Annotated in this window: 18 protein-coding genes and 1 pseudogene; 15 read left to right on the top strand and 4 right to left on the bottom strand. The window is 24.3% G+C overall.

What is annotated here, in order from left to right; genetic code table 11:
* Positions 1 to 104: 104 nt before the first annotated feature.
* Positions 105 to 362, bottom strand: coding sequence for a hypothetical protein (locus D3Z33_RS06280; RefSeq protein WP_160196926.1), 258 nt, complete (start codon positions 360 to 362; stop codon positions 105 to 107).
* Positions 363 to 667: 305 nt separating this feature from the next.
* On the opposite strand from D3Z33_RS06280, the gene D3Z33_RS06275 reads away from it, so the two are divergent.
* Positions 668 to 1,348: a CPBP family intramembrane glutamic endopeptidase gene (locus D3Z33_RS06275; RefSeq protein ID WP_160196925.1), complete on the top strand. Its 681-nt coding sequence runs from the start codon at positions 668 to 670 to the stop codon at positions 1,346 to 1,348.
* A gap of 245 nt (positions 1,349 to 1,593) precedes the next feature.
* Here the strand turns inward: D3Z33_RS06275 and D3Z33_RS06270 are convergent, their stop codons facing one another.
* On the bottom strand, positions 1,594 to 2,553 hold the full coding sequence (locus tag D3Z33_RS06270; RefSeq protein ID WP_160196924.1) for a helix-turn-helix domain-containing protein: 960 nt from the start codon (positions 2,551 to 2,553) through the stop codon (positions 1,594 to 1,596).
* Positions 2,554 to 2,926: 373 nt separating this feature from the next.
* Between D3Z33_RS06270 and D3Z33_RS06265 the strand changes: the two genes are divergently transcribed.
* The 14 genes from D3Z33_RS06265 to D3Z33_RS06205 all read left to right on the top strand — a co-directional run bounded on the left by D3Z33_RS06265 (position 2,927) and on the right by D3Z33_RS06205 (position 17,996).
* Positions 2,927 to 4,048, top strand: coding sequence for a radical SAM/SPASM domain-containing protein (locus tag D3Z33_RS06265; protein WP_160196923.1), 1,122 nt, complete (start codon positions 2,927 to 2,929; stop codon positions 4,046 to 4,048).
* A gap of 24 nt (positions 4,049 to 4,072) precedes the next feature.
* Positions 4,073 to 5,821, top strand: coding sequence for an ABC transporter ATP-binding protein (locus tag D3Z33_RS06260; RefSeq protein ID WP_160196922.1), 1,749 nt, complete (start codon positions 4,073 to 4,075; stop codon positions 5,819 to 5,821).
* A 22-nt stretch (positions 5,822 to 5,843) separates the two neighbouring features.
* The gene (locus tag D3Z33_RS06255) at positions 5,844 to 7,757 is read left to right on the top strand and encodes a S8 family serine peptidase (RefSeq protein ID WP_160196921.1); all 1,914 of its coding nucleotides are present in this window, start codon (positions 5,844 to 5,846) and stop codon (positions 7,755 to 7,757) included.
* On the top strand, positions 7,750 to 8,016 hold the full coding sequence (locus D3Z33_RS06250; protein ID WP_160196920.1) for a phosphopantetheine-binding protein: 267 nt from the start codon (positions 7,750 to 7,752) through the stop codon (positions 8,014 to 8,016). Before D3Z33_RS06255 ends, D3Z33_RS06250 begins: the two co-directional genes overlap by 8 nt.
* A gap of 373 nt (positions 8,017 to 8,389) precedes the next feature.
* A complete protein-coding gene (locus D3Z33_RS06245) occupies positions 8,390 to 8,872 on the top strand; it encodes a hypothetical protein (protein WP_160196919.1) in 483 nt (160 codons plus the stop codon).
* Positions 8,873 to 8,885: 13 nt separating this feature from the next.
* The gene (locus tag D3Z33_RS06240) at positions 8,886 to 9,350 is read left to right on the top strand and encodes a hypothetical protein (RefSeq protein WP_160196918.1); all 465 of its coding nucleotides are present in this window, start codon (positions 8,886 to 8,888) and stop codon (positions 9,348 to 9,350) included.
* 51 nt (positions 9,351 to 9,401) lie between these two features.
* Positions 9,402 to 9,542: a hypothetical protein gene (locus tag D3Z33_RS06235; RefSeq protein WP_160196917.1), complete on the top strand. Its 141-nt coding sequence runs from the start codon at positions 9,402 to 9,404 to the stop codon at positions 9,540 to 9,542.
* Positions 9,543 to 9,568: 26 nt separating this feature from the next.
* The gene (locus D3Z33_RS16925; protein WP_279279070.1) at positions 9,569 to 9,697 is read left to right on the top strand and encodes a hypothetical protein; all 129 of its coding nucleotides are present in this window, start codon (positions 9,569 to 9,571) and stop codon (positions 9,695 to 9,697) included.
* An 849-nt stretch (positions 9,698 to 10,546) separates the two neighbouring features.
* Positions 10,547 to 11,002, top strand: a complete 456-nt coding sequence (locus D3Z33_RS06230) for a hypothetical protein (RefSeq protein WP_160196916.1) — start codon at positions 10,547 to 10,549, stop codon at positions 11,000 to 11,002.
* 13 nt (positions 11,003 to 11,015) lie between these two features.
* Entirely contained in the window at positions 11,016 to 11,531 is a 516-nt protein-coding gene (locus D3Z33_RS06225; protein ID WP_160196915.1) for a GNAT family N-acetyltransferase, read from the top strand.
* Between the two features lie 50 nt (positions 11,532 to 11,581).
* A complete protein-coding gene (locus D3Z33_RS06220) occupies positions 11,582 to 12,898 on the top strand; it encodes a hypothetical protein (protein ID WP_160196914.1) in 1,317 nt (438 codons plus the stop codon).
* 2 nt (positions 12,899 to 12,900) lie between these two features.
* Positions 12,901 to 15,915, top strand: a complete 3,015-nt coding sequence (locus tag D3Z33_RS06215; RefSeq protein WP_160196913.1) for a M28 family metallopeptidase — start codon at positions 12,901 to 12,903, stop codon at positions 15,913 to 15,915.
* Positions 15,916 to 16,066: 151 nt separating this feature from the next.
* A complete protein-coding gene (locus D3Z33_RS06210) occupies positions 16,067 to 16,600 on the top strand; it encodes a sigma-70 family RNA polymerase sigma factor (protein ID WP_160196912.1) in 534 nt (177 codons plus the stop codon).
* The gene (locus D3Z33_RS06205; protein WP_160196911.1) at positions 16,593 to 17,996 is read left to right on the top strand and encodes a DUF4179 domain-containing protein; all 1,404 of its coding nucleotides are present in this window, start codon (positions 16,593 to 16,595) and stop codon (positions 17,994 to 17,996) included. Before D3Z33_RS06210 ends, D3Z33_RS06205 begins: the two co-directional genes overlap by 8 nt.
* Positions 17,997 to 18,027: 31 nt before the next feature.
* Here D3Z33_RS06205 and amrS read toward each other — a convergent pair whose 3' ends face one another.
* Positions 18,028 to 18,894: an AmmeMemoRadiSam system radical SAM enzyme gene (gene amrS / locus D3Z33_RS06200; RefSeq protein WP_160197053.1), complete on the bottom strand. Its 867-nt coding sequence runs from the start codon at positions 18,892 to 18,894 to the stop codon at positions 18,028 to 18,030.
* A gap of 8 nt (positions 18,895 to 18,902) precedes the next feature.
* Positions 18,903 to 20,241 (bottom strand): annotated as a pseudogene (gene amrA / locus D3Z33_RS06195) (AmmeMemoRadiSam system protein A).
* Positions 20,242 to 20,306 lie beyond the last annotated feature (65 nt).

Below are 20,306 nucleotides of genomic sequence, written 5' to 3'. Positions count from 1 at the left end.
GATTGTCTTATAATTGATAATGCCCTTTCCAATAGGGACAAACTCTATCTTTTCATTATTTATAATAAAATCTTTACAATTAGCATATTTATTTCCTGCTTAAATTATATGTTCATATATAATATTCCTAATGTTAATATTAGTACTAATACATAGGTGCCTTGATTATTTTCTTGAATTTCATAATGTTTCTTCACATAATTTGTAATAATATTTAATTCATTATTATATTGGCTGTATTCTTTTTTGAGTTCATTTAAAAGCTTATTATAATTTTTTTCGTGCCTATGTATATTTATTCTACTTAATATGGCAGTAAATATTATTATAACAGTCATATAAAAAGATACATTATTTCTCATATTTATCCCTCCCTTTATAATATAATTTATTTTTTTCAAAATAATTTCCTACTTATACCTTTTTTGTATTATAATTATATCATATTAAAGTTTTTTATTAGATATAATTCATAAAAATTCTAATTTGAAGAATTAACTATTTGTTAATTAAGAATATTACTCATCAACTTCACTAGCTTTATTAGAACTGTTAAAAAACATAAAATCGTCTTAATTAATAATTAAATGTTTTATTGCATAAAGTTTATAGATTATCTTTAAAATCTAAATATATTATATAAGGGGAGTATGATTTTCTTTTATAGATGTCATACAAAATTAATATTATGTTATGGATAATTATAATGATTTTTTCACTTTTTCTCTATACAATTCTAGAGTTCTTTTTACATAAGAAGAATTTTTTAAGTAAAAATAGTTTGCTTTGGTCTAGTCAGTGGGCTTTTCTTTGGGGTTCTATATTATTCATAGTACTTATTTTTATAATTCCTGGTGAATATAAACCTTGGAGAAATATTTTATATATCAAAGAAGCCATTAAGCATATATTTTCTTGGATATCAGGAATTTTAATATTTTATTTTTTAACTGATCAAAATCTAAATGGTACTGCTGCAGCTCATAGTTGGAATAGTTCAGAATTCTATTATTTTTCTTTTGTAGTACCTATTTTTGAAGAGATTCTATTTAGAGGTATTATTTTAATGAGCTTGCTAAATATGTTTCCAATATTGAAATATGAGGAACCATTTGTAATGATAAGCTCATTATTATTTTCTGTGTTTCATATTAATTATGAGAGAGAATTTAAATTCAATAGAAATTCTATATTGAGATTCATTATGATTTTTATTGTGGGAAATGCTATAGGTTATCTAGTTTTACTCACATCATCACTGTGGATGAGCATTTTGATGCATATTCTCATTAATCTTACTGGCTCTATTTATTTTAATGTAAAGAAGAAAAGAATAAGGGTGCAGTAGATAATTATATTAACGTTAAATAAATTAGTATATTTATCTAACCTAGAACTGGTTATTGATTCATTTAAAGCTTGTATGGTTCTATAATATTATAGAACCATACAAGCTTTAAATTTAGATGTAGAAGAACTAGAAGATTAAATTAAATTATAGAGAAGTTTGCTATGAAAGAAAGTGCTGAATGATTTTTCCACTTGAAAAGAGTTAAGAAATAGAAGAAAAATATTATTACTTTTTAAATATTATTACCTATCTAAATATATGTTATATCTATCTTTAGTAATCTCTTTATACTTTTTAGCTAATTCATAATATCCTTTTATTTCTAATATATGTATGGCTTTATTAAGAGAATCTTTATAAATACTTTCATCTTTATCAAGTAAATATTCTGCAATACCTTTTCTATAATATAGATGGTTTAAAGCATATATAATATCTTGGTTAATAGCATAGACTATGCCTTTAATAGCATACTCTAGAGATTTCATATAATTATTCATATTATGATAATTATATGAAATATTAGAAAAACATTTAATTATAAGCTTTTTTTCATTTAGAAGTGATTCTTCACTAAAATCTAAAGATTTAAGTGCAAACTTTAAAATTTCATTACTTTTTTCATAATTATTATCTCTTTTAAGAGCCACTGCTATCATAATTAATATACGAATTTCAAATAGATTATATTTAAACTTAGAGAAATTATATAAATTAAAATCTTTTAGAGTAAGTTTTAATGCTTCTTTAAAGATACTCATTATTTTTTTATTATCCTGATCTTTTTTAATTAATTTTTCAATTCCTTTAACAATTAATCTGAATTGCTCAATAACCCCACCTTCATATAAGCTAAAATCAGAAGGTGATTTATCTTTAAAATTAACTTCAAAATCATTAGATATATTAATAAGTTTATCGTAATCATATGAACTTATAATATCATCTATCTTTTCATAATAATTTAGTAAGTTTCTGTTAGTATTATAATGAGCTATCTCGTGAAATAAGTCTTTTTTGAAGAACATGGATAATTTATTTAATGTATCAAAGGTCACAATATTATTCCCATTTTCTATTCTTCTCAAAGTATCTCTATGAACACCCGTTTCTGTAGAAACTTGTGTTTGACTATAACCTAATGACTTTCTTATTTTTCTTATTCTTGCACCAAAATTTTTCAAATCATAAGTTTCAAACATGTTACCCCCCTTATAAAATGCCGAAAATTTTCGTATTGTTTGATTATTTTAAATATTTTATAATGTAAACTAAGTAAGAAATATTTAATACATAATTACCCAAAAAATACTATTTTAATTATTTATATAATAATTTTTAAAATTTAAGGGGTGAATAGACATGAGAATATTCAGAATATTAATATTAATATTAACTTTACTTATATTAACTCCACAATTAAATTATGCAGGAGATGATATACCTGAGATATTTTTGGTTACTGATATGGAACTTAAATAAGGGGATATTTATTTAAGTCAGTACTCATGGGTGAGGAATTAATATAAATAATCTACTAAACGAATAATTATAACTATAAAGGAGGAGTAGGTTTTGAAAGGTCTAAATCTTTTATTAACGGAGGATTGTAATTTACAGTGTAAATATTGCTTTGAAGGGCTGGACAAGCGTAAAAAAACAATGGATTTTGAGACTGCTAAAAAATCTATAGATATGTTGATTAGTGATAAAGAAAACAATAAAATATTAAATAAATCAATATATTATAATATAGCTTTTTTCGGTGGTGAACCATTATTAAACTTTAAATTAATGAAAGAAATTCTAAAATACACAAAATCACTAGAGATTAAAGGTGAAAGAGAATTCTTATTTAGTATAACTACTAATGGTACTATAATGAACAAAGAAATATTTGAATTTTTAGTAGAAAATAAAGTAGGGGTTCTTTTAAGTATCGATGGTAGTAAAAAAACACACAATTTAAATAGAATTACAAAATCTGGTTCTGGATCATATAATTTGATTGAAAAAAATATGCATTACTTTTTAGATTATCAGAACATTTTAAAAAACAGTATACAAGTACGTCATACGGCTACTAAAGAAACAGTAAAATATCTTTATATGGATATTAAATCTTTATTTGACTTAGGATTCAAAAAAGTTAATTTTGATTTAGATATAACTGAAAATTGGACAGACATTGAGGGTAGAGAGTTAGAACATGAACTTAATAAATTAGCTAAATATTATAAAGAAATTATCATTCAAAATGATAAAAAAGATATTTTTGTATTTAATCAGACTATGAAAAGAATAATTAAACCTAATACTAAATCCTATTGTGGCGCTGGAACTGTAATGTATACTATTGATGCAGATGGGAACAAATATTTATGTGCAAGGTTACTAGAAAAGAAATATCGTATAGGAGATGTCCATAATATTCAGAATGCACAGCATATTAGTAATAACTTAATATATGACTATAATCAACATGAATGTAAAGATTGTGATTTGTTTGGTGTATGTTATAAATGCATAGCTTTAAATGAAAATAATACTGGGAGTTTTTATAGGGTTAATGGATTATTTTGTTTTTATCAAAGAACTATAATAAATTTAATGAGAAAAATATTAGATGAATTATATTTAGAGAATTCAGATTTTTTCAGAAAGAAATTTGTTGAAAATAAAGAACATGCAATATAATGGATTTAAAATTAGGAGTGACACATGATTGAAGAAAATATAAAAATTAAACATAGAGAAAAAAAGTTTTTCTTAAATGAATTATTTAAAGTAAAAATTTTATGGATGATTTTCATATTTATATCTATATTAGAGTCTATATCATTTTTAGGAATACCATATTTAATTAAATTAACTATTGATAGTCTAATAAAAAATACAATGCCATTAGAACTTATAAAAATAGTTATGCTGATGATTCTATTAAACTGTTTACAGTTTATTCTTAAAGTTATTAGAGAATATATACATGTAAAACTATTACTAAAAGTTGAAAAAAATATTAAAAATGAATTATTTAATAAAACATTAAAGTTACCAATTAGCTTCTTTAAAAAGTATAATGAAGGAGATATATTTACAATAATTAATAATGATGTGGGGGTAGTACAAGACTTTATTGCCACCATATTGCCAATGTCGATATATAACCTTTTAATGATTTTTGGAATAACAACTTTATTGTTTTATCTTAGCGTAAGACTTACTTTGCTAGTAGTATCAATATATATTTTTGTCTTAATATTAAATCGCTTATATTCAGAGAAAATAAAAGTATTTCATCAAAATCAACAAATTATGAGATCCAAGTATAACACTTTTTTTTATGATAGTATCTCTAAAGTCAAGACTATACAGTTATTTAATTATAAGAAATACATTAAAGAAATTTTTTTGGAAAACATAACTAAATTACAAGAAAAAATAATTAAATCTAATATGGCTACTATAACATCTGGAGCAATAGTAGGATGGCTAATATTTACTGGAACTATTATGATATTTGGATATGGTGGATACTTATATTTAAATGATCTTATAACTATAGGGGGGATTGTAGCTTTTTCTAGTTATTATGCTAGATTAAATGAGCCTATATCTTTTATAAAAAATATTCATTTTTCACTTCAAAGATCAAAAGTATCTTATAAAAGAATAAGTAAAATATTATATCAACATAGTGTGGAAACAAACAATAATTTCTCAATAGATCAATTTGAGAGTTTAGAATTTAAGGATGTAAATTTCATATATAAAGATAATATATGCTTATTTAAGAATTTAAATTTTACTATCGATAAGAATGAAAATGTAGCTATAGTAGGTAAAAATGGAGATGGTAAATCTACTATAATTGATATAATTTCAGGTTTTTACACTGTAAGTAAAGGACAAGTATTAATTAATGGATATAATATTTTTGATATGAATATAGATTTGTGGAGAGATAAAATAGGAATAGTACCTCAAAAATCTATATTCTTTAAAAATACTATAATAGAAAATATTAGATTAAATAACGAGAACTATAAAATAGAAGATGTAATAAAAGTATGTAAAACTGTAGGTATGCATGAATATATAAATAGTTTGCCCAATAAATACTATACTAATCTTATAGATAATGCTAATAATTTATCAGGAGGTCAGAGACAGAGATTGTCTATAGCAAGAGTCCTTTTGAGGAATCCTGAAGTTATAATATTTGATGAGATGTCAACAGGGTTAGATGCACTTGCAAGCTCACAATTGACTAATATTATAAGTAATGTAAGTAGTAATAGGACATGTATATATATTACACACGATTTAAGAGAAATAAAAAAATTTGATAAGATAATCGTTTTAAATAATGGATTAATTGAATCATTTGGAAATCACAGTTCGTTAGTTAATGTATCTGAAACATATCAGACGCTTTATAATCATTCCATGCAGAAAGAAGGTGTTTAAAATAATATTAAATAATTTTGATTTGTCAAAACAAACGGGAGAAGGGGTTAAAGTTGCTATAATTGACAGTGGGATTAATATGACACACAAAATTTTTAAAAATACAAGAGTAAAAGGATGCTCACTTAAATTAAATTCAAAAGAAGAAATTATAATTAGCAAAAATTTTGATGATAATATTGGACATGGAACCGCAACCGCAGGTATTATTGTAAGAAAAGCTCCAAATGTAGAATTATTTATTATAAAGATTTTTCAAGAAAAATTAAAGTGTAATCATAGAATATTAGTAAAAGCTATTGAAGTAGCAATAAACAAAGATGTAGATATAATAAATCTAAGCCTAGGAACTACAGAAGAAAAAAATTTAAAAGAAATAAAAAGAATAATTAATATTGCAGAAGAAAACAAAATTAATATAATCTCTTCAGAATCAAACACAGGCCATGTTAGTTACCCAGCATCTCTTAAGAATACAATAAGAGTAGGAGGTGGAGATGTACGAGGTAAATTTAATTTTTATTATCAAAGAGACTCATTAGGAGATAGATTTATTTGTAGAGGAGATAGACAGAAGCTTTGTTGGACTGTACCAGAATATATCTTTTTAGATGGTACAAGCTTTGCCGCACCACATATGAGTGCTTGTGTATCATTGTTATTAGACTATGGAATAAAAACAGAAGATATTAAAAAAACTTTAATCTTTTTATCAAATAAAAATATAAAAGAGTTAAAATATACAAATTCATTGATGTATAGAGTTTTAAAAAAAGAAAATATTAAATGGATAAAACAAGCGACGGTTTTTCCTTTTAATAAAGAGATGCATTCCTTGTTAAACTTTAAAGAGCTATTAGATTTTAAAATAAAAAATGTATGTGATATTAAAGGTAAAGGAACAAAAGGCAAAGATACAGGAATGATTATAAGAGGTAAAGAAAATGGTCTACTGATTCAAACTAAATTTAAGGAAGCTATTAAGGATAGCGATACAGTTATTTTAGGACATTTAGAAAAAATTAGTAATATTTATAATGAAGATATATTATTTAAATATTTAAAAATTTCTATAGAATCAGGTAAAAATGTTTTTAGCTTTAGCAGTTTAACAAATAAAAAGTATTCAAAATTATTAGAATTAGCTAAAAAAAATAATCAGATAATAAAATATCCATTAATAAATGAAGATAATTGGAAGGAATATGAAGATTATTATAGATACATAAAAAATGAAAAGATAAAAGTTCCTATATTAGGAATATTCGGAACAAGCTCAAATCAGGGAAAATTTACTACTCAATTAGCAATAAGAAATAAACTACAAGAATATAACTATAAAGTTGGTCAAATAGGTACTGAACCTCATTCAGAGTTATTTGGGATAGATGAAACTTTTCCATTAGGTTTTCAAGGGGATATCAAGATTCCTATAGATAATTATATATCGTATTTAGATTATATAATTAAGAAAGTTGCTTTGAAAAAGCCAGATATTATTATAGCAGGATCTCAATCAGGGATTATACCATATGGTATATATACTATACCTAGAGATAACTATACTTTACCTAGCATTGCTTTTCTAATGGGAATAAATGCTGATGCGTATATTTTAACTGTTAATCCATCAGATTCACTTAAATATATAGAAGAGAGTTTGAAAGCACTTGAATTTATAGGAAAGGGAAAAGTAATAGCAATATCTATGGGAAGAATATCTAAGAAAAAAGTTGGTTTTAACACTAGTGAATTAATAATAAATGAAAAAATTAGTGCTGATGATTACTTTATTAAAAAAAATAAAATAGAAAATAAATTTAATATTCCTGTTTTTGATACTTACTATAATAATGATGTATATAATTTAGTTGAACATATTATACATTCTCTATCTTATTCTCAAGGTTTAAAGGAGGTAAGTAAAAGTGAATAAAGATTCAATAAAAAGGAAACTAAAAAAAGTTTTGATTAATATTTTAAATTTAGAAATGAGTGAAGATGAAATAGCTGATAAAGAATTGTTGTTTGAGGGGAAACTTGGATTTGATTCATTAGCTACTATAAGAGTAGTATTTGCTATAGAAGATGAATTTGACATAGAAATAGAAGATGAAGAACTTTCAGTAGATTTGTTCGAAAGTATAGAGACTTTAGGAGAATATATATATAATAAATTGTTTATAAATTGTTAAATTGCTATAAATTGAGGTTGATTTTAAATCATTCAAGTATGAATAGATTTAGTCATTTTTAAATAGAATTAAAAGTTAAAGCTCAATAATATTTCTTCATAAAATTGAATATAGGAGGGAAGAGAATATGGATATAATATTACCAAATGCTAAGGCAGGACCTCAACCTTGGTTTTAGTCTACTAAATCGAATTTAAGTAATAATTTAATTAAATGGCAATTAGAAAATGTATGCAAAATAAGATTAATAATTTAAAGGAGTTGTTATATATGGATATTATACTACCAAATGCTAAAGCTTATCCTGATGCTTAATTTTGATTAAATATTAATTAAATTCAACCTCAATTTTATAATAAAGGAGAGATTCTTAATGCGATTTATAAAGGAGTTAAAAAGAGATGAATTTGAGAATATTATATCTCTATTCACAGATGATTTTTATTTTTTTACTACTAATCCTGATATAGTTTTTTATGAAGAACTTAACAGTTTTTTAATGTTAAATGGTAAAACATATAAAATACTAGATAGAGATTTTCAAGTAATTGGACTTGCCTTTATTAAAGAATTTAATCTCAAATATATATTATATAAATTTAAAATAATAAAATCAGATTTAAATCAGAGTGTAGGAAGATTAGCTTTTAAAGAATTTTTAATATTTCTATTTAAAAAATATAAAAATATTCAAAGGATAGAAACTGTAGTTTATGGATTTGATAAATATGAGCTAGATTTTTATAATCAATTAGGTATCAATGAAGAGATAATCAAAAAGAAAGATATATTTAAAGAAGGTGTTTTTTGGGATAGTTATATCTTTAACTTAGCAAAAAATAAAAAAATCATATAAAATGGTGATATAAGTGAAATTATTACTCGAAAGACCTAGTGAAGAATATAGTAATTTAATTTTAAGTACAATAGATCAATATGAAATTATTAGTAGCAGGGGATTAATAGCTGACTATTCGAAAAAAAGTGTAACTAATCTAATTCTAAGTAAATCATTATATCCATTTATTTTCAAACAAAAAAATAAGAAATCAAACTATAAACCCGATCTGATTTTATGTATATATAATATTGATTGGGAAAATAGAAATTGTCAAATGATAGGAAGAATTCTAAGTGATTATTTTGATGATAGAGAAGATTTAAATCAATATATTAAACTATTACTAAACTTTTGTAAAAATGAAATTAGAATGCATAAAGTATGGGGGTTATTAAAAAAAGATAATATTTATTATAATGCAGTAAATAATCATTTTCATAAAAAAAATATAAGTAATGAATTTGAAATTAATTATTTTGAGAGAATTTTATAAGCTATTGACTATAATTAGATGTAACCAAACAAAAAAAGGAGAGATAGTATTATGTTAGAGGTAAAAAAGGTTTTGGATTACAAGAAGCCATTATATGAAAAAGAAGATAACAAAGATATTTATGCATATGAGATTTGTTATAATTGTTATCCTTCTTATTCAGGTAGACCATATGATCCAGGTGGATATTAATAAATACAGAAAGGAGAGATAGTATTATGTTAGAGGTAAAAAAGGTTTTGGATTACAAGAAGCCATTATATGAAAAAGAAGATAACAAAGATATTTATGCATATGAGACTTGTGTTAATTCTTATATAGATTATCCTTGTGGTTTTTTTGCATAATAAATTAACTTTTAGTTAAATATGTATTGGTTTCATCTAATTATTATATATTAAATATCAATTATACCTTTTTATATAATTATATAAAAAGGTATAATTGATATTAGTAAGATTAATATAAGTAAATATATTAGAAATGATGATCATCTAGGAAGAGTTGATTTTATTCAAAATAATTTAAATTCTAAATATCACTAAAAAATAGTGAGTTTTTTAAGTTAAACTAAATTGTTTTGATTTTATTATTATAATTAAGATTTTAGTGAAAAATAGCAACGTTAAATAAACTACTATTGTTTGAAATATTTAATATTTATAAACTGGTTTTAAATAATCCTATAGAATATACAATATTATAGATATAATCAGTTTTGTCTATAAAAATAACATTAATTGTGGCATTTTTCATTGTGTTAATACTTGAATTTTTGTTATAGTTAGTAATAAAGTATTAGAAATAAAAACTATAATCCTATATTTTTTTATTTGAATAGTTGTTGTATAACAAATAGAACCGCAATTTTAAAATTAATCTACAGAGCTTTAGATAAGTATTAATATTAAATTAGTAATCTATTTGAAGAGTGGATAAAGAATCTGGTATTTGAGTTAGAAACATCAATAAAAAATTATAAATATTTATTAAATAGAGTGATAAGATAAATTGAAGATATTGGAATTTTGAAACTTTTTGACTTAGAGGTTATTTAATAGCTTCTTATTTAATAATACAAGATTTTAAAATATGAATTTGACCAATAAAATTAAAATAAATATTAATTACACTAATATAAAATTTAATAATAAAAAAGATTTGAATTATAAATATATTATACTGGAGTTGATATTTTGCTTATAGAATTAAAAAAAATGGAAGATATATTTTTGAAAGAGGTATTTACTTTATTTCAAAATGAAAACTTCTATTTTGATACTAAACGCCCCAATTCTTTATCTGAAGGAAATATAAAAAGTATTTTACATCAATTTAAAGATATTAGAACAATTTTTTATGGTACGGAATTGATAGGCTTAGTTGCTTTTAAGGAGAAATTTGATAACAGATTTATGACTATTTCAATATCTGATATAAATGTAATATATAATAATTGTAAAAAGTTTAAAAGTATTATACTAGAATATGTAAATAAGTATAAGGTTAGTTTTGTGAGAATGTATAGTTTTGATAAAGAAGGATTATTAATTGCTGATATATTAAACTTTAAAACAGAATTAATACTAAAAGAGCATATATACAAACAAAATAAATACCATGATTTATTGATTTTATCACAAGATGATTAGGGGGATAATTATAATGATCTATGGAAGAAAAATAATATTAAAACCGCTCTTTGAAGAAAATATATCTAAGGTTATAGAAGTTTTAAAAGGAGAATCTTCAAAATATTTATCGGAGAAATTTGGTGCAAATATGGATGAAGATAAACTTTATAATTATTTTTATAACAATTTAACTTCGGTAAAAAGTAATAATATTTATTTTTTAGTTTTAACTAAAAGTTATAAAACATTAGGTTATGCTTCTATTGAAAATATAAATTGGGTAAATGGGAATGCAGAATATAGTATACTAATATCAGAAAATAGGTTAGGCTTAGGTTATGGATCTTTAGTAGGTCAAATGATTATTAATTTTTGTTTCCAAGAGTTAAATTTAATAAAAGTGTATTCTAAAATATGTTTAGATAATAACAGACTTATAAGTCAACTAAGAAATAAAGAAGAATATCAAACAATTAATAATGTAGTAATTAATGACAAAAAATATTCATATTATTATAATGAAGTTATTAGGCCTAAAATCTTATAAATACTAATTTATTAAACAAAATGATTCATTTAAATGAAAGGGGTTTAGAGGTGAAATTAATTAAAGGTATTTTAATAATAAGTATAATTACTATTCTTTTAATTGGATGTAGTGAAACTGATAAAGTAGGTACGAAATTAAATGATGATATGAATTATGAAGATTTTTTTATTAGTGTTCGTGAAAATAATGATAAGGTCGTTATAGTTTATGGCACTATAGGAAGTGAGGAAGAAAATTTGTCTTCTGAAAAATCTGCTTATGGTTATGAAAATCTTATGCTTAAACTTTTAAAGGTAAATTCTACAGATAACATAATAATTAAATCTGATAGTGAAGTGAGTGAAGAAGATATTAAAAATACCCATATTATTTTAACAGGTAATCCATCAGTAAATTCTATGTATAAAGAAATCAATGATAAATTGCCAATATATATAGATGGTGATGAAGTAATAGCTGGGGATAAAATATTTACAGGAGATAAAGTAATGTTTAACTATATTCATCCAAATCCTTTAAATACTAATAAATATGTATGGATAAATGGCTCATTAAACAATGAATATATTGCTATAAATCAAGATAATAGTATAAGAGAAGATTATGATATAAAAATTAATGAAAATGAAAGATATAAAGGAGATTTTATTAAAGAAGATGATGAATGGAAAGTTCAGTTAGGTGATAATGATTATTCTGATAAGAATAATATAGTTAAAGAAAGTGACAATTTCAAATTTATATATAGTGAATTTAATACGGATGTAAATGAAAATATAGAAAAAATAATGAAAGAGAGAGAAGAAATTTATGATAATATATCTGATAAATTAGGATTTAAAAATCCTGAAAAAATAAGTGATTATATTTTGCTTGACTTTAAGCAAGTAGAAAATAAAGTAGTGTATGGAAATCATAATAGTTCTTATTTGGGGAGTATTTATGAAGTTTATGGAGAAGATTCAAGTATTATGGCCCGAATATATCAAGCAATTAATAGTCAAAAGGGGTTCCCACTAAACCAGTTTATAGAATATGGTCTATTTTATTATATAACTATGGATAGAGTTGAAAGTGAATTGGATATAGAGTTAGATATAGAAAAGGTTATAGAAGAGGATAAGTATATTCAATTTAGTTATATGTCTGATTATATTATAGATAGACAATTAGATTGGGATATAGTAGCAACTGAACTTACTTTATTTTCTAAATATCTTGTAGATACATATGGATTAGACAGATATATTGAGCTTTATGAGACGAATACAGAGAAAGGATTAAATGATTCTTTTATCAAAGTATATGGGAAAGATTTAATCCAATTAGAAGATGAATGGTTATCTCAAGTAGAAGGAAATTAGATATGGATAGGAAAAATAGAAAAAAATTAATTCTAATATTTATTTTAATATATTTGATTGTTACTCTTATGGGTTGTAGCAATACTAATAATTTAAAGTTTAATGAAGACAATGCTTATAACCACATAAAAGAGTTATCATCTGATGAATATGAAGGTAGACTCCCTGGGGCAGAGGGACATAGAAAAGCATCAGAATATATAGCTAATGAATTTAGAGAAATGGGACTTGCCCCTATACATAAGAGAAATGAATACTTTCAAGAATTTCAAGACTACTCTCCTATCCTTGAAGAAGAATCTACTTTTCAAGTTATAGATAAAAACGGAAATATAGCTCATGAATATAGTATCAGAGATGACTATACTGAACTTCCTGTGAATAATACTGTAGGTGGGTTAATAGAAGGTAATGCAACTATAGTTAAATCACTTGATGAGATAGAAGAGAATAGTAAAATAATATTAAGTTCTAAAACTTTTTATAACCATATTGACATAGAAAAATTAAAGAGTTTAGGAGTTAATCTAGTAATAAGTCCATCTAAAGATAATAGTGAAAAGAAATTTCTTAAAACTGTAATAACGGATGGAAAGACTGATGATACCGAAGAATCTCAATTAATTAGAATTTTAGTTAAATCTGATGTTTTTAGTGAATTAGTAAAATATACTAAAGAGGGATATACCATTAAATTTAATATGGATTTAAATGTGAAAAAGGTAGATATGAGAAATGTGATAGGTTATATCCCTGCTAAAGACAAGGAAACAGAAGAAGCTTTGATAATAACAGCGCATTATGATCATGTAGGCTATGATGCAGATGGAAAAGTATTTAATGGTGCATTAGATAATGCGTCAGGTATAGGTATGTTATTAGAAATAGCTAGGAGTATTAAAGAAAGCAATATATCTCCTAAGAAAAATATAGTATTTGTAGCCTTTGATGGAGAAGAAAGTGGACTTAAAGGTTCCACTTATTATACTAGGTCTAGACCTTTTGATTTAATAGGAAGTAAGATTATCAATCTAGATATGATAGGATCTAAAGAAAATCTAGACCTGTATATAGACTATTTTCCCAATAGCCAAACTAGTAAAGATTTAGCAAAGGAAATAAAAGATAAGTGGGGAGAGGATTTAAAGCTTAATCCTTCAGCTTCTAGTGATCATGCTGTATTTGGAGAGAAAGACATTCCTTCTATAACATTAAATCATCCATCAATGGAACTTATTCATACATACAGTGATGATATAGATAATATTGATAAAGAAAGATTAAAACAACCTGGAGAGCTTGTATTATGGATAACGGATTACTATGGAGTTAAAGCTAAAGATTTAATAAATAGAAGTATATCTGATACTCAAAATAAGAATATATATATATTAATAGTATCATTATTCTTTATAATTTTTGTTTTTCTATTATTATTAAAATATAGAAAGAAAAAGGGCAAACCTATACTTACTATTATACTTTTAATTGTGATAATGATTTTAATTTTATTTTATAATACCTTCTATGAATACGAACAGTATGGAGTTACTAGGATGATAAATACAGATAAATATAAAGGCAAGCCATGGAAGGACACTGAAAATATCACTAAAGCTCAGGGTATATATGACTCTGATTTTTATGAAAATATAAATATAGTTATAAATGATAATAAAAATATAGCTAACTTAACAATAAATAAAAAAGGTGAATTAAGTGATAGGGAGGAGTTAAATCTTGATAATATATCATCAGAAGATATAAAAATATTAGACAATAAAGTATATTTTATAAACAAAAACACACTCTCTAAAATAAATGATAGAAATGAAGTTGAAAAAATAAAAGATAATATTATTGGATTTGATGTATTAAGAAAAGGTAAGACACCTTATATAATAGCATCTGATGGAAAAAGGCTATATTTAATAAATGAAGGCTCAGTGAGAGAAAAAGTTGTTTCTGGTATTGAAAGTATTAAGGCTAAAGAAGATAGAAATAAAAATATTCATATACTATTAGAAAGAGAACAAGATTCAAATACTGAATTATTATACTTATATAGTAATTCTAATGAAGAAATAGGAGAAATCAAATCAATAGGAAAAATAGATAAAAAGAATGATATTCAATTTGGGATAGATATAGGTAAGGGTTATATATTTACAAACGATAAAAAAACTATTAAGTATGGGACATTTAATTTAGGGTCAAGAAGCTCAACTATTGGATCTTTTAAGGAATTAGAATTGACTGGAAATAGTGGCATTAAAGTAGATAAAGATATAAATTTAACTATAAATAAAGATATGGATAAAGATGGAGAGATATCATTAGTAGCAAAAGGCAAGGATAAAAATAATGTATCTTATATATTTTTAAGAAATTTATATAATGGAAGAGTTACTGAGGAAAAATTAATATACAAAAAAGATAAAGTAAATATAAAAGATTTACAAATTTTAGATTCAAGTAACTATAGTTATGTTTTTTGGATGGAAGGTAAGGGAAATAACTATACTTTGAAATCTTCATCATCAGACTCTCAGTTTGGAAATGATGAGAAAAAGGTAGATTTCTTTATAAAATTAGGAAATATAATACAAAATATAATTATGATGCCTGTATTTTTAGTCAGTAGAATGTATTTGGTATTACCAGGATTAATAGTTCTCGGGATATATAGGTTATTAAGAAAAGAAAACTCTAAATATCTTAAAGTTGTAGTTTTTAGTAGTTTAATAATCAATATTTTATTTGAAATAATATCCATGAGAGAGAATTATGTATTTGGATATTCAATGGAGTATATAATAGTACCTATTATCATAGCAATATGTGCTTTGATAATTACATTTTCCTACTTGAAAGAGACAAATAATAAAGCATTGTTAAAAACATTTGTTATATTTACAATAATAAATATGATATTATTGTCAACTTTATATGCTCCTTACAGCTTAGAATGGGGAGTAGAAAGAGGCCAATTAAATGAACAAAATCTTTTTAAATAATTTATATAAAATATGATATATATATTAATTGAAAAGAAAAACAAGAAACTAGAATGGATTAAATCCGTTCTAGTTTTTTTATGATAAAATTTAAAAAAGTTGAAACTTTTTTATCCATTTTGCCCACTAATGTATTGAAAGGAGTTATGAAATGGAAGAAAAAGATTATAAATTAATAAAAAAAGCAATAAAAGGGAATAAAAATGCTTTTGAAAGATTACTTAAGAAAAATTATGAACAAATTTATCGCACAGCTTATTTATATGTACATAACAAAGAAGATGCCTTAGATATTGTTCAAGAAGCAACTTATCAGGCGTTAATATCTATTCATACCTTAAAACATCCAGAGTATTTCATGACTTGGTTTACAAAGATTATAATTCGATGTGCCGGTCAAGTACTTTCAAGAAGGGAAAATATTGTTTCTTTAACAGAAGGTATTTCCTTTAAGTTAAACTCTGATATTGGAGTAGTAGATAATGATTCTTTATATATTATAGAAGCTATAGGTAAATTAAAGGAAAATTACCGAACACCAATTATACTTTTTTATTATCATGATTATTCTATAAAAACTATTAGTAAAATGATGAACATACCAGAAGGGACTGTAAAGACTTATTTAAGTAGAGGTAAAGCAGAACTAAAAAAGAAATTTGAAAGGGAGAGAAGTTATGGATAATAAATATATAAAGTCATCTATTAATAAAATAGAAGTACCAAAAGAAGATGTTTTCAATGCAATTGATGAAGGAATAAAAAGAGAGAGTCAAACTAAAACAAAAAAATCTACTAAAAAGAAATTAATAATTAGTTGTGTAGCTGCTGCATCTATTTGTGGTATTACTTTTTTATCAGGTTTTTTCATTCCCAGTATGAATCAAGTATTAGCTAGTGCACCCTTTATTGGAAGAATATATGAAGAATTTGGAGATAACTTAGGAGTAGAATTAGCTAAAGATGAATTAGTAACAGAATTAGATGAAGAAATAACTCAAAATGGAGTGACAGTTAAATTAAAGAATGCATATTTTGATGGTGATAATGTTTCAATTATAGGACATGTAAGTGGAAATATTGAAAAAGGAGAATTACATTTTGATGTTAATTTTGAAAATAATAAAGGGGATAAGGAAGATTCATGGCTTAATAATATGTCAACTGGAATACATGAATCAGAAGATGGATATGACTTTCAATGGAAATTAAAATATCCTTATGGAGAGATTAAAGAAGATTTCACATTACCTGTTTCTATTCATAATATTAATGGTATAAAAGGAAATTGGAGTTTTGATGTTCCTATTAAACAAGATATAAATAAGACATTAATGGTTAATAAATCTAAGTTTTATAAAGACGAAGAAATTAAAATAAAAATTGATGAAATTAATGTAGCAAGAGAAACTTCCAATATGATTTTTGAAACTGTATCAAAATATAAAAATGATTATATAGATATTTATAAAGCAGAAGATGAAAATGGGAATGAATTATTTAACTATAAAAATAATACTAAACTTTCTACCTTAGTAAAGGAAGATAATCATTATAATATTTACAGGAAAAATATTAATAAAATTGATAAAGATATAAAATCAATTAAACTTTATCCGTCTCTTTTAATATCTGAGACTCCCGTTCAAGAGACTTTAAATAAAAGATCATTTATATTAGAAAGTAAACGTACAGATTTTAAAATTAAAGTAAAAAATATTACTGAAGAAGGAAATACACTAATTGTTGATTATAATTTTAAGGGGCTAAAGGAAAATTTAAGCAAGGATAAATTTGATATATTAGCTCACAATCTATCTTATAGCTTTTCTTTAGTTGATAAAGACTTTATCAATGACATTGATCCAGAAAATCCTTTTTTACCTAAAGGTCATAGTATATCTAGAAATAATGTAAAATTAATTGATAAAGATAATTATCATTTTCAATCAGTATTTGAACTTGATGGAGAAGAAAAGATAGAAGATTTCTCATTAGAAAATACTATTTTACGATTTGATTTCACAAGTTTTATTGAAAATAAAAAATTAGAGCCTTTTACTATAGATTTATCAAAGTAATGCATAAAGCTGAACTAATAAAAGTTCAGCTTTATATATTCCCTAAAACTACTCTATCCAAATATTTCTCTGCTATTTCTTTTGCTTTATACATTATATTTAAATCTGTAGGTGGATTATCCATTTTATACATTGGAAAATATCTTGTAATGTGTAAGGGGATGGTTTTATCTATATTAGATAGAAATTTTGTTAAGTTTTCTATTTCATCTAGATTATCATTTTCTCCTGTAACTAATAGTGTAGTTATTTCTACATGGGTACTTTTTGCTGCTATTTCTATTGAATCTAGTACTGGATTTAATCTGCCACCACAAATTTCAGTATAGTATTCATTATTAAATCCTTTTAAATCTATATTCATTGCATCTACATATGGGAGCAATTTTTCTAAGGGCTCTTTATTTATAAATCCATTTGTAACTATTACTACAGATTTAGTGCTATCCTTTTCTTTTAATAATTTAGCTGTTTCATATACATATTCATACCAAATCGTAGGCTCATTATAAGTAAATGCAAGTCCTATATTATTACTGGTATTAAGTGCTGAATCTACTAATTCTTCTTCTGTTATCCTTTGACTATGTGCATGATAATCTGTAAATTGAGCTATAGAATAATTTTGGCAAAAAGCACATGTTAAATTACATCCAAATGTACCTACAGATAATATATTTGATCCTTCTCGAAAGAATTTTAGAGGCTTTTTTTCTATAGCATCAACTGTTATAGCTGTAACTTCTCTATAATTAGTAGAAAAAAGCTTACCATCTTCATTCAATCTTACACTACATTTACCTACATTCTCATTTTCTATTACACAATTATGTGGGCATAAATAGCAATGTACTTTTTTATCATCTAGTTTTTCATAAAACATAGCTTCTTTTTTGATAATATCACCTACTCTTCTTCATATCTTGTAACTGTAAATCTTTCTATTTCATAATTTTCACTTTGACTTATTTGAGCTTTTTTAAGCGTTATATTAATTTGTTGATCCACTGTATCTACTCCTTCTAAATCAGGAAGCAATACTCCATTTTTTCTGTTACTTGTAATTATTATTCCATATTTTTTAGGGTCTAAATTCTCTCTGCTAGTTCTTTCTGGTTTTGATAGTACATCTACTGAAAATTGTATATCTTTTAATTCATCTTTTGTAACTGCAGGAAATCGAGGATCATAAACTCCTGCCTCTATAGAATTTCTTATAATTTCGTCAACTACGGACTCGGTTACAGGGAAAATTGTACCAATACAACCTCTTAAATTACCATTTTTATGAAGAGTTACAAATACTCCTCTTCTAGTTTGCTGCATTTCTTTTGTTATATAATCAGGTAAAGTATTTAATATATGTCTGTTATTTATATAGCTTTCTAAATTTTCTCTTGCTAATTTTACATAAGGGTTATTTCCTTTTATAGTCAAATTTCATCACTCCATATCCTACACCAAAAGTATTTTCGTAACTTAAAAGTGTACCTTTATAGTCCATATTAGAAAGCGTACCTAAAAGTATACGAATTGATCTCATTCCACATTCTCCTGCATCTTTTATCATTTCTTTGTCCATATTAAATATTTTTTTAGTTTGTCCTTTAGTTAAAAGATTTAATATTTCTTTATCGAATTTTTCTCCAGCTGGATGATAGTCATAAGGACCACTATCTTTAAGTCTATGAGATAAATCTCCACTAGCTATAAATACTGATTTTGTTTCCATATTTTCTATTGCTTCTTTTATAACTTTTCCAAATTCATATAATTTTTCATCTTCTATTGGAGCATAAGTTATATGGACTATTTTATAATCAGTGTATAATTTATTTATAAAATATAATGGAACTATTGCTCCGTGGTCTAAATAAAAAGAAGCATCATAACTATCTAGTAATGAAGATGTTGATTTTAATATGGGAATTTCTTTGTTCTCAGCTAATTCATAAATTTTATCAGTGAGAGACAAATCAATATCTAAATCCATGCTTACATTATTCACACCAAAATCTGATAAATCTCCATGTATAGTAGTACCATATGAAATAGATATGGCATCTCTAAACATAGTACCATGTGGAGTTACTAAAATAATAGTGTTAGGAGAAATTTTTTTTATATCTTTTGCTACAGTTTCTAAACTTTCATAAGTTTCTTTTATTCTCTGCTCTTCTCCTCTTCCAACCTCTGGAATAACTATAGGAGGGTGGGGGAGTAAATAAAAACCTTCTATGCTCAAATTTCTTCACCTCCAAATTAATTTCAAAAAATTAAATCTCTTATGGATATATTTACCCTTTTTAG

It is taken from the genome of Senegalia massiliensis (genome assembly GCF_009911265.1).
In the GTDB taxonomy this organism is placed as follows: domain Bacteria; phylum Bacillota; class Clostridia; order Tissierellales; family SIT17; genus Anaeromonas; species Anaeromonas massiliensis_A.
This window is presented reverse-complemented; position numbering and strand designations above follow the sequence as displayed.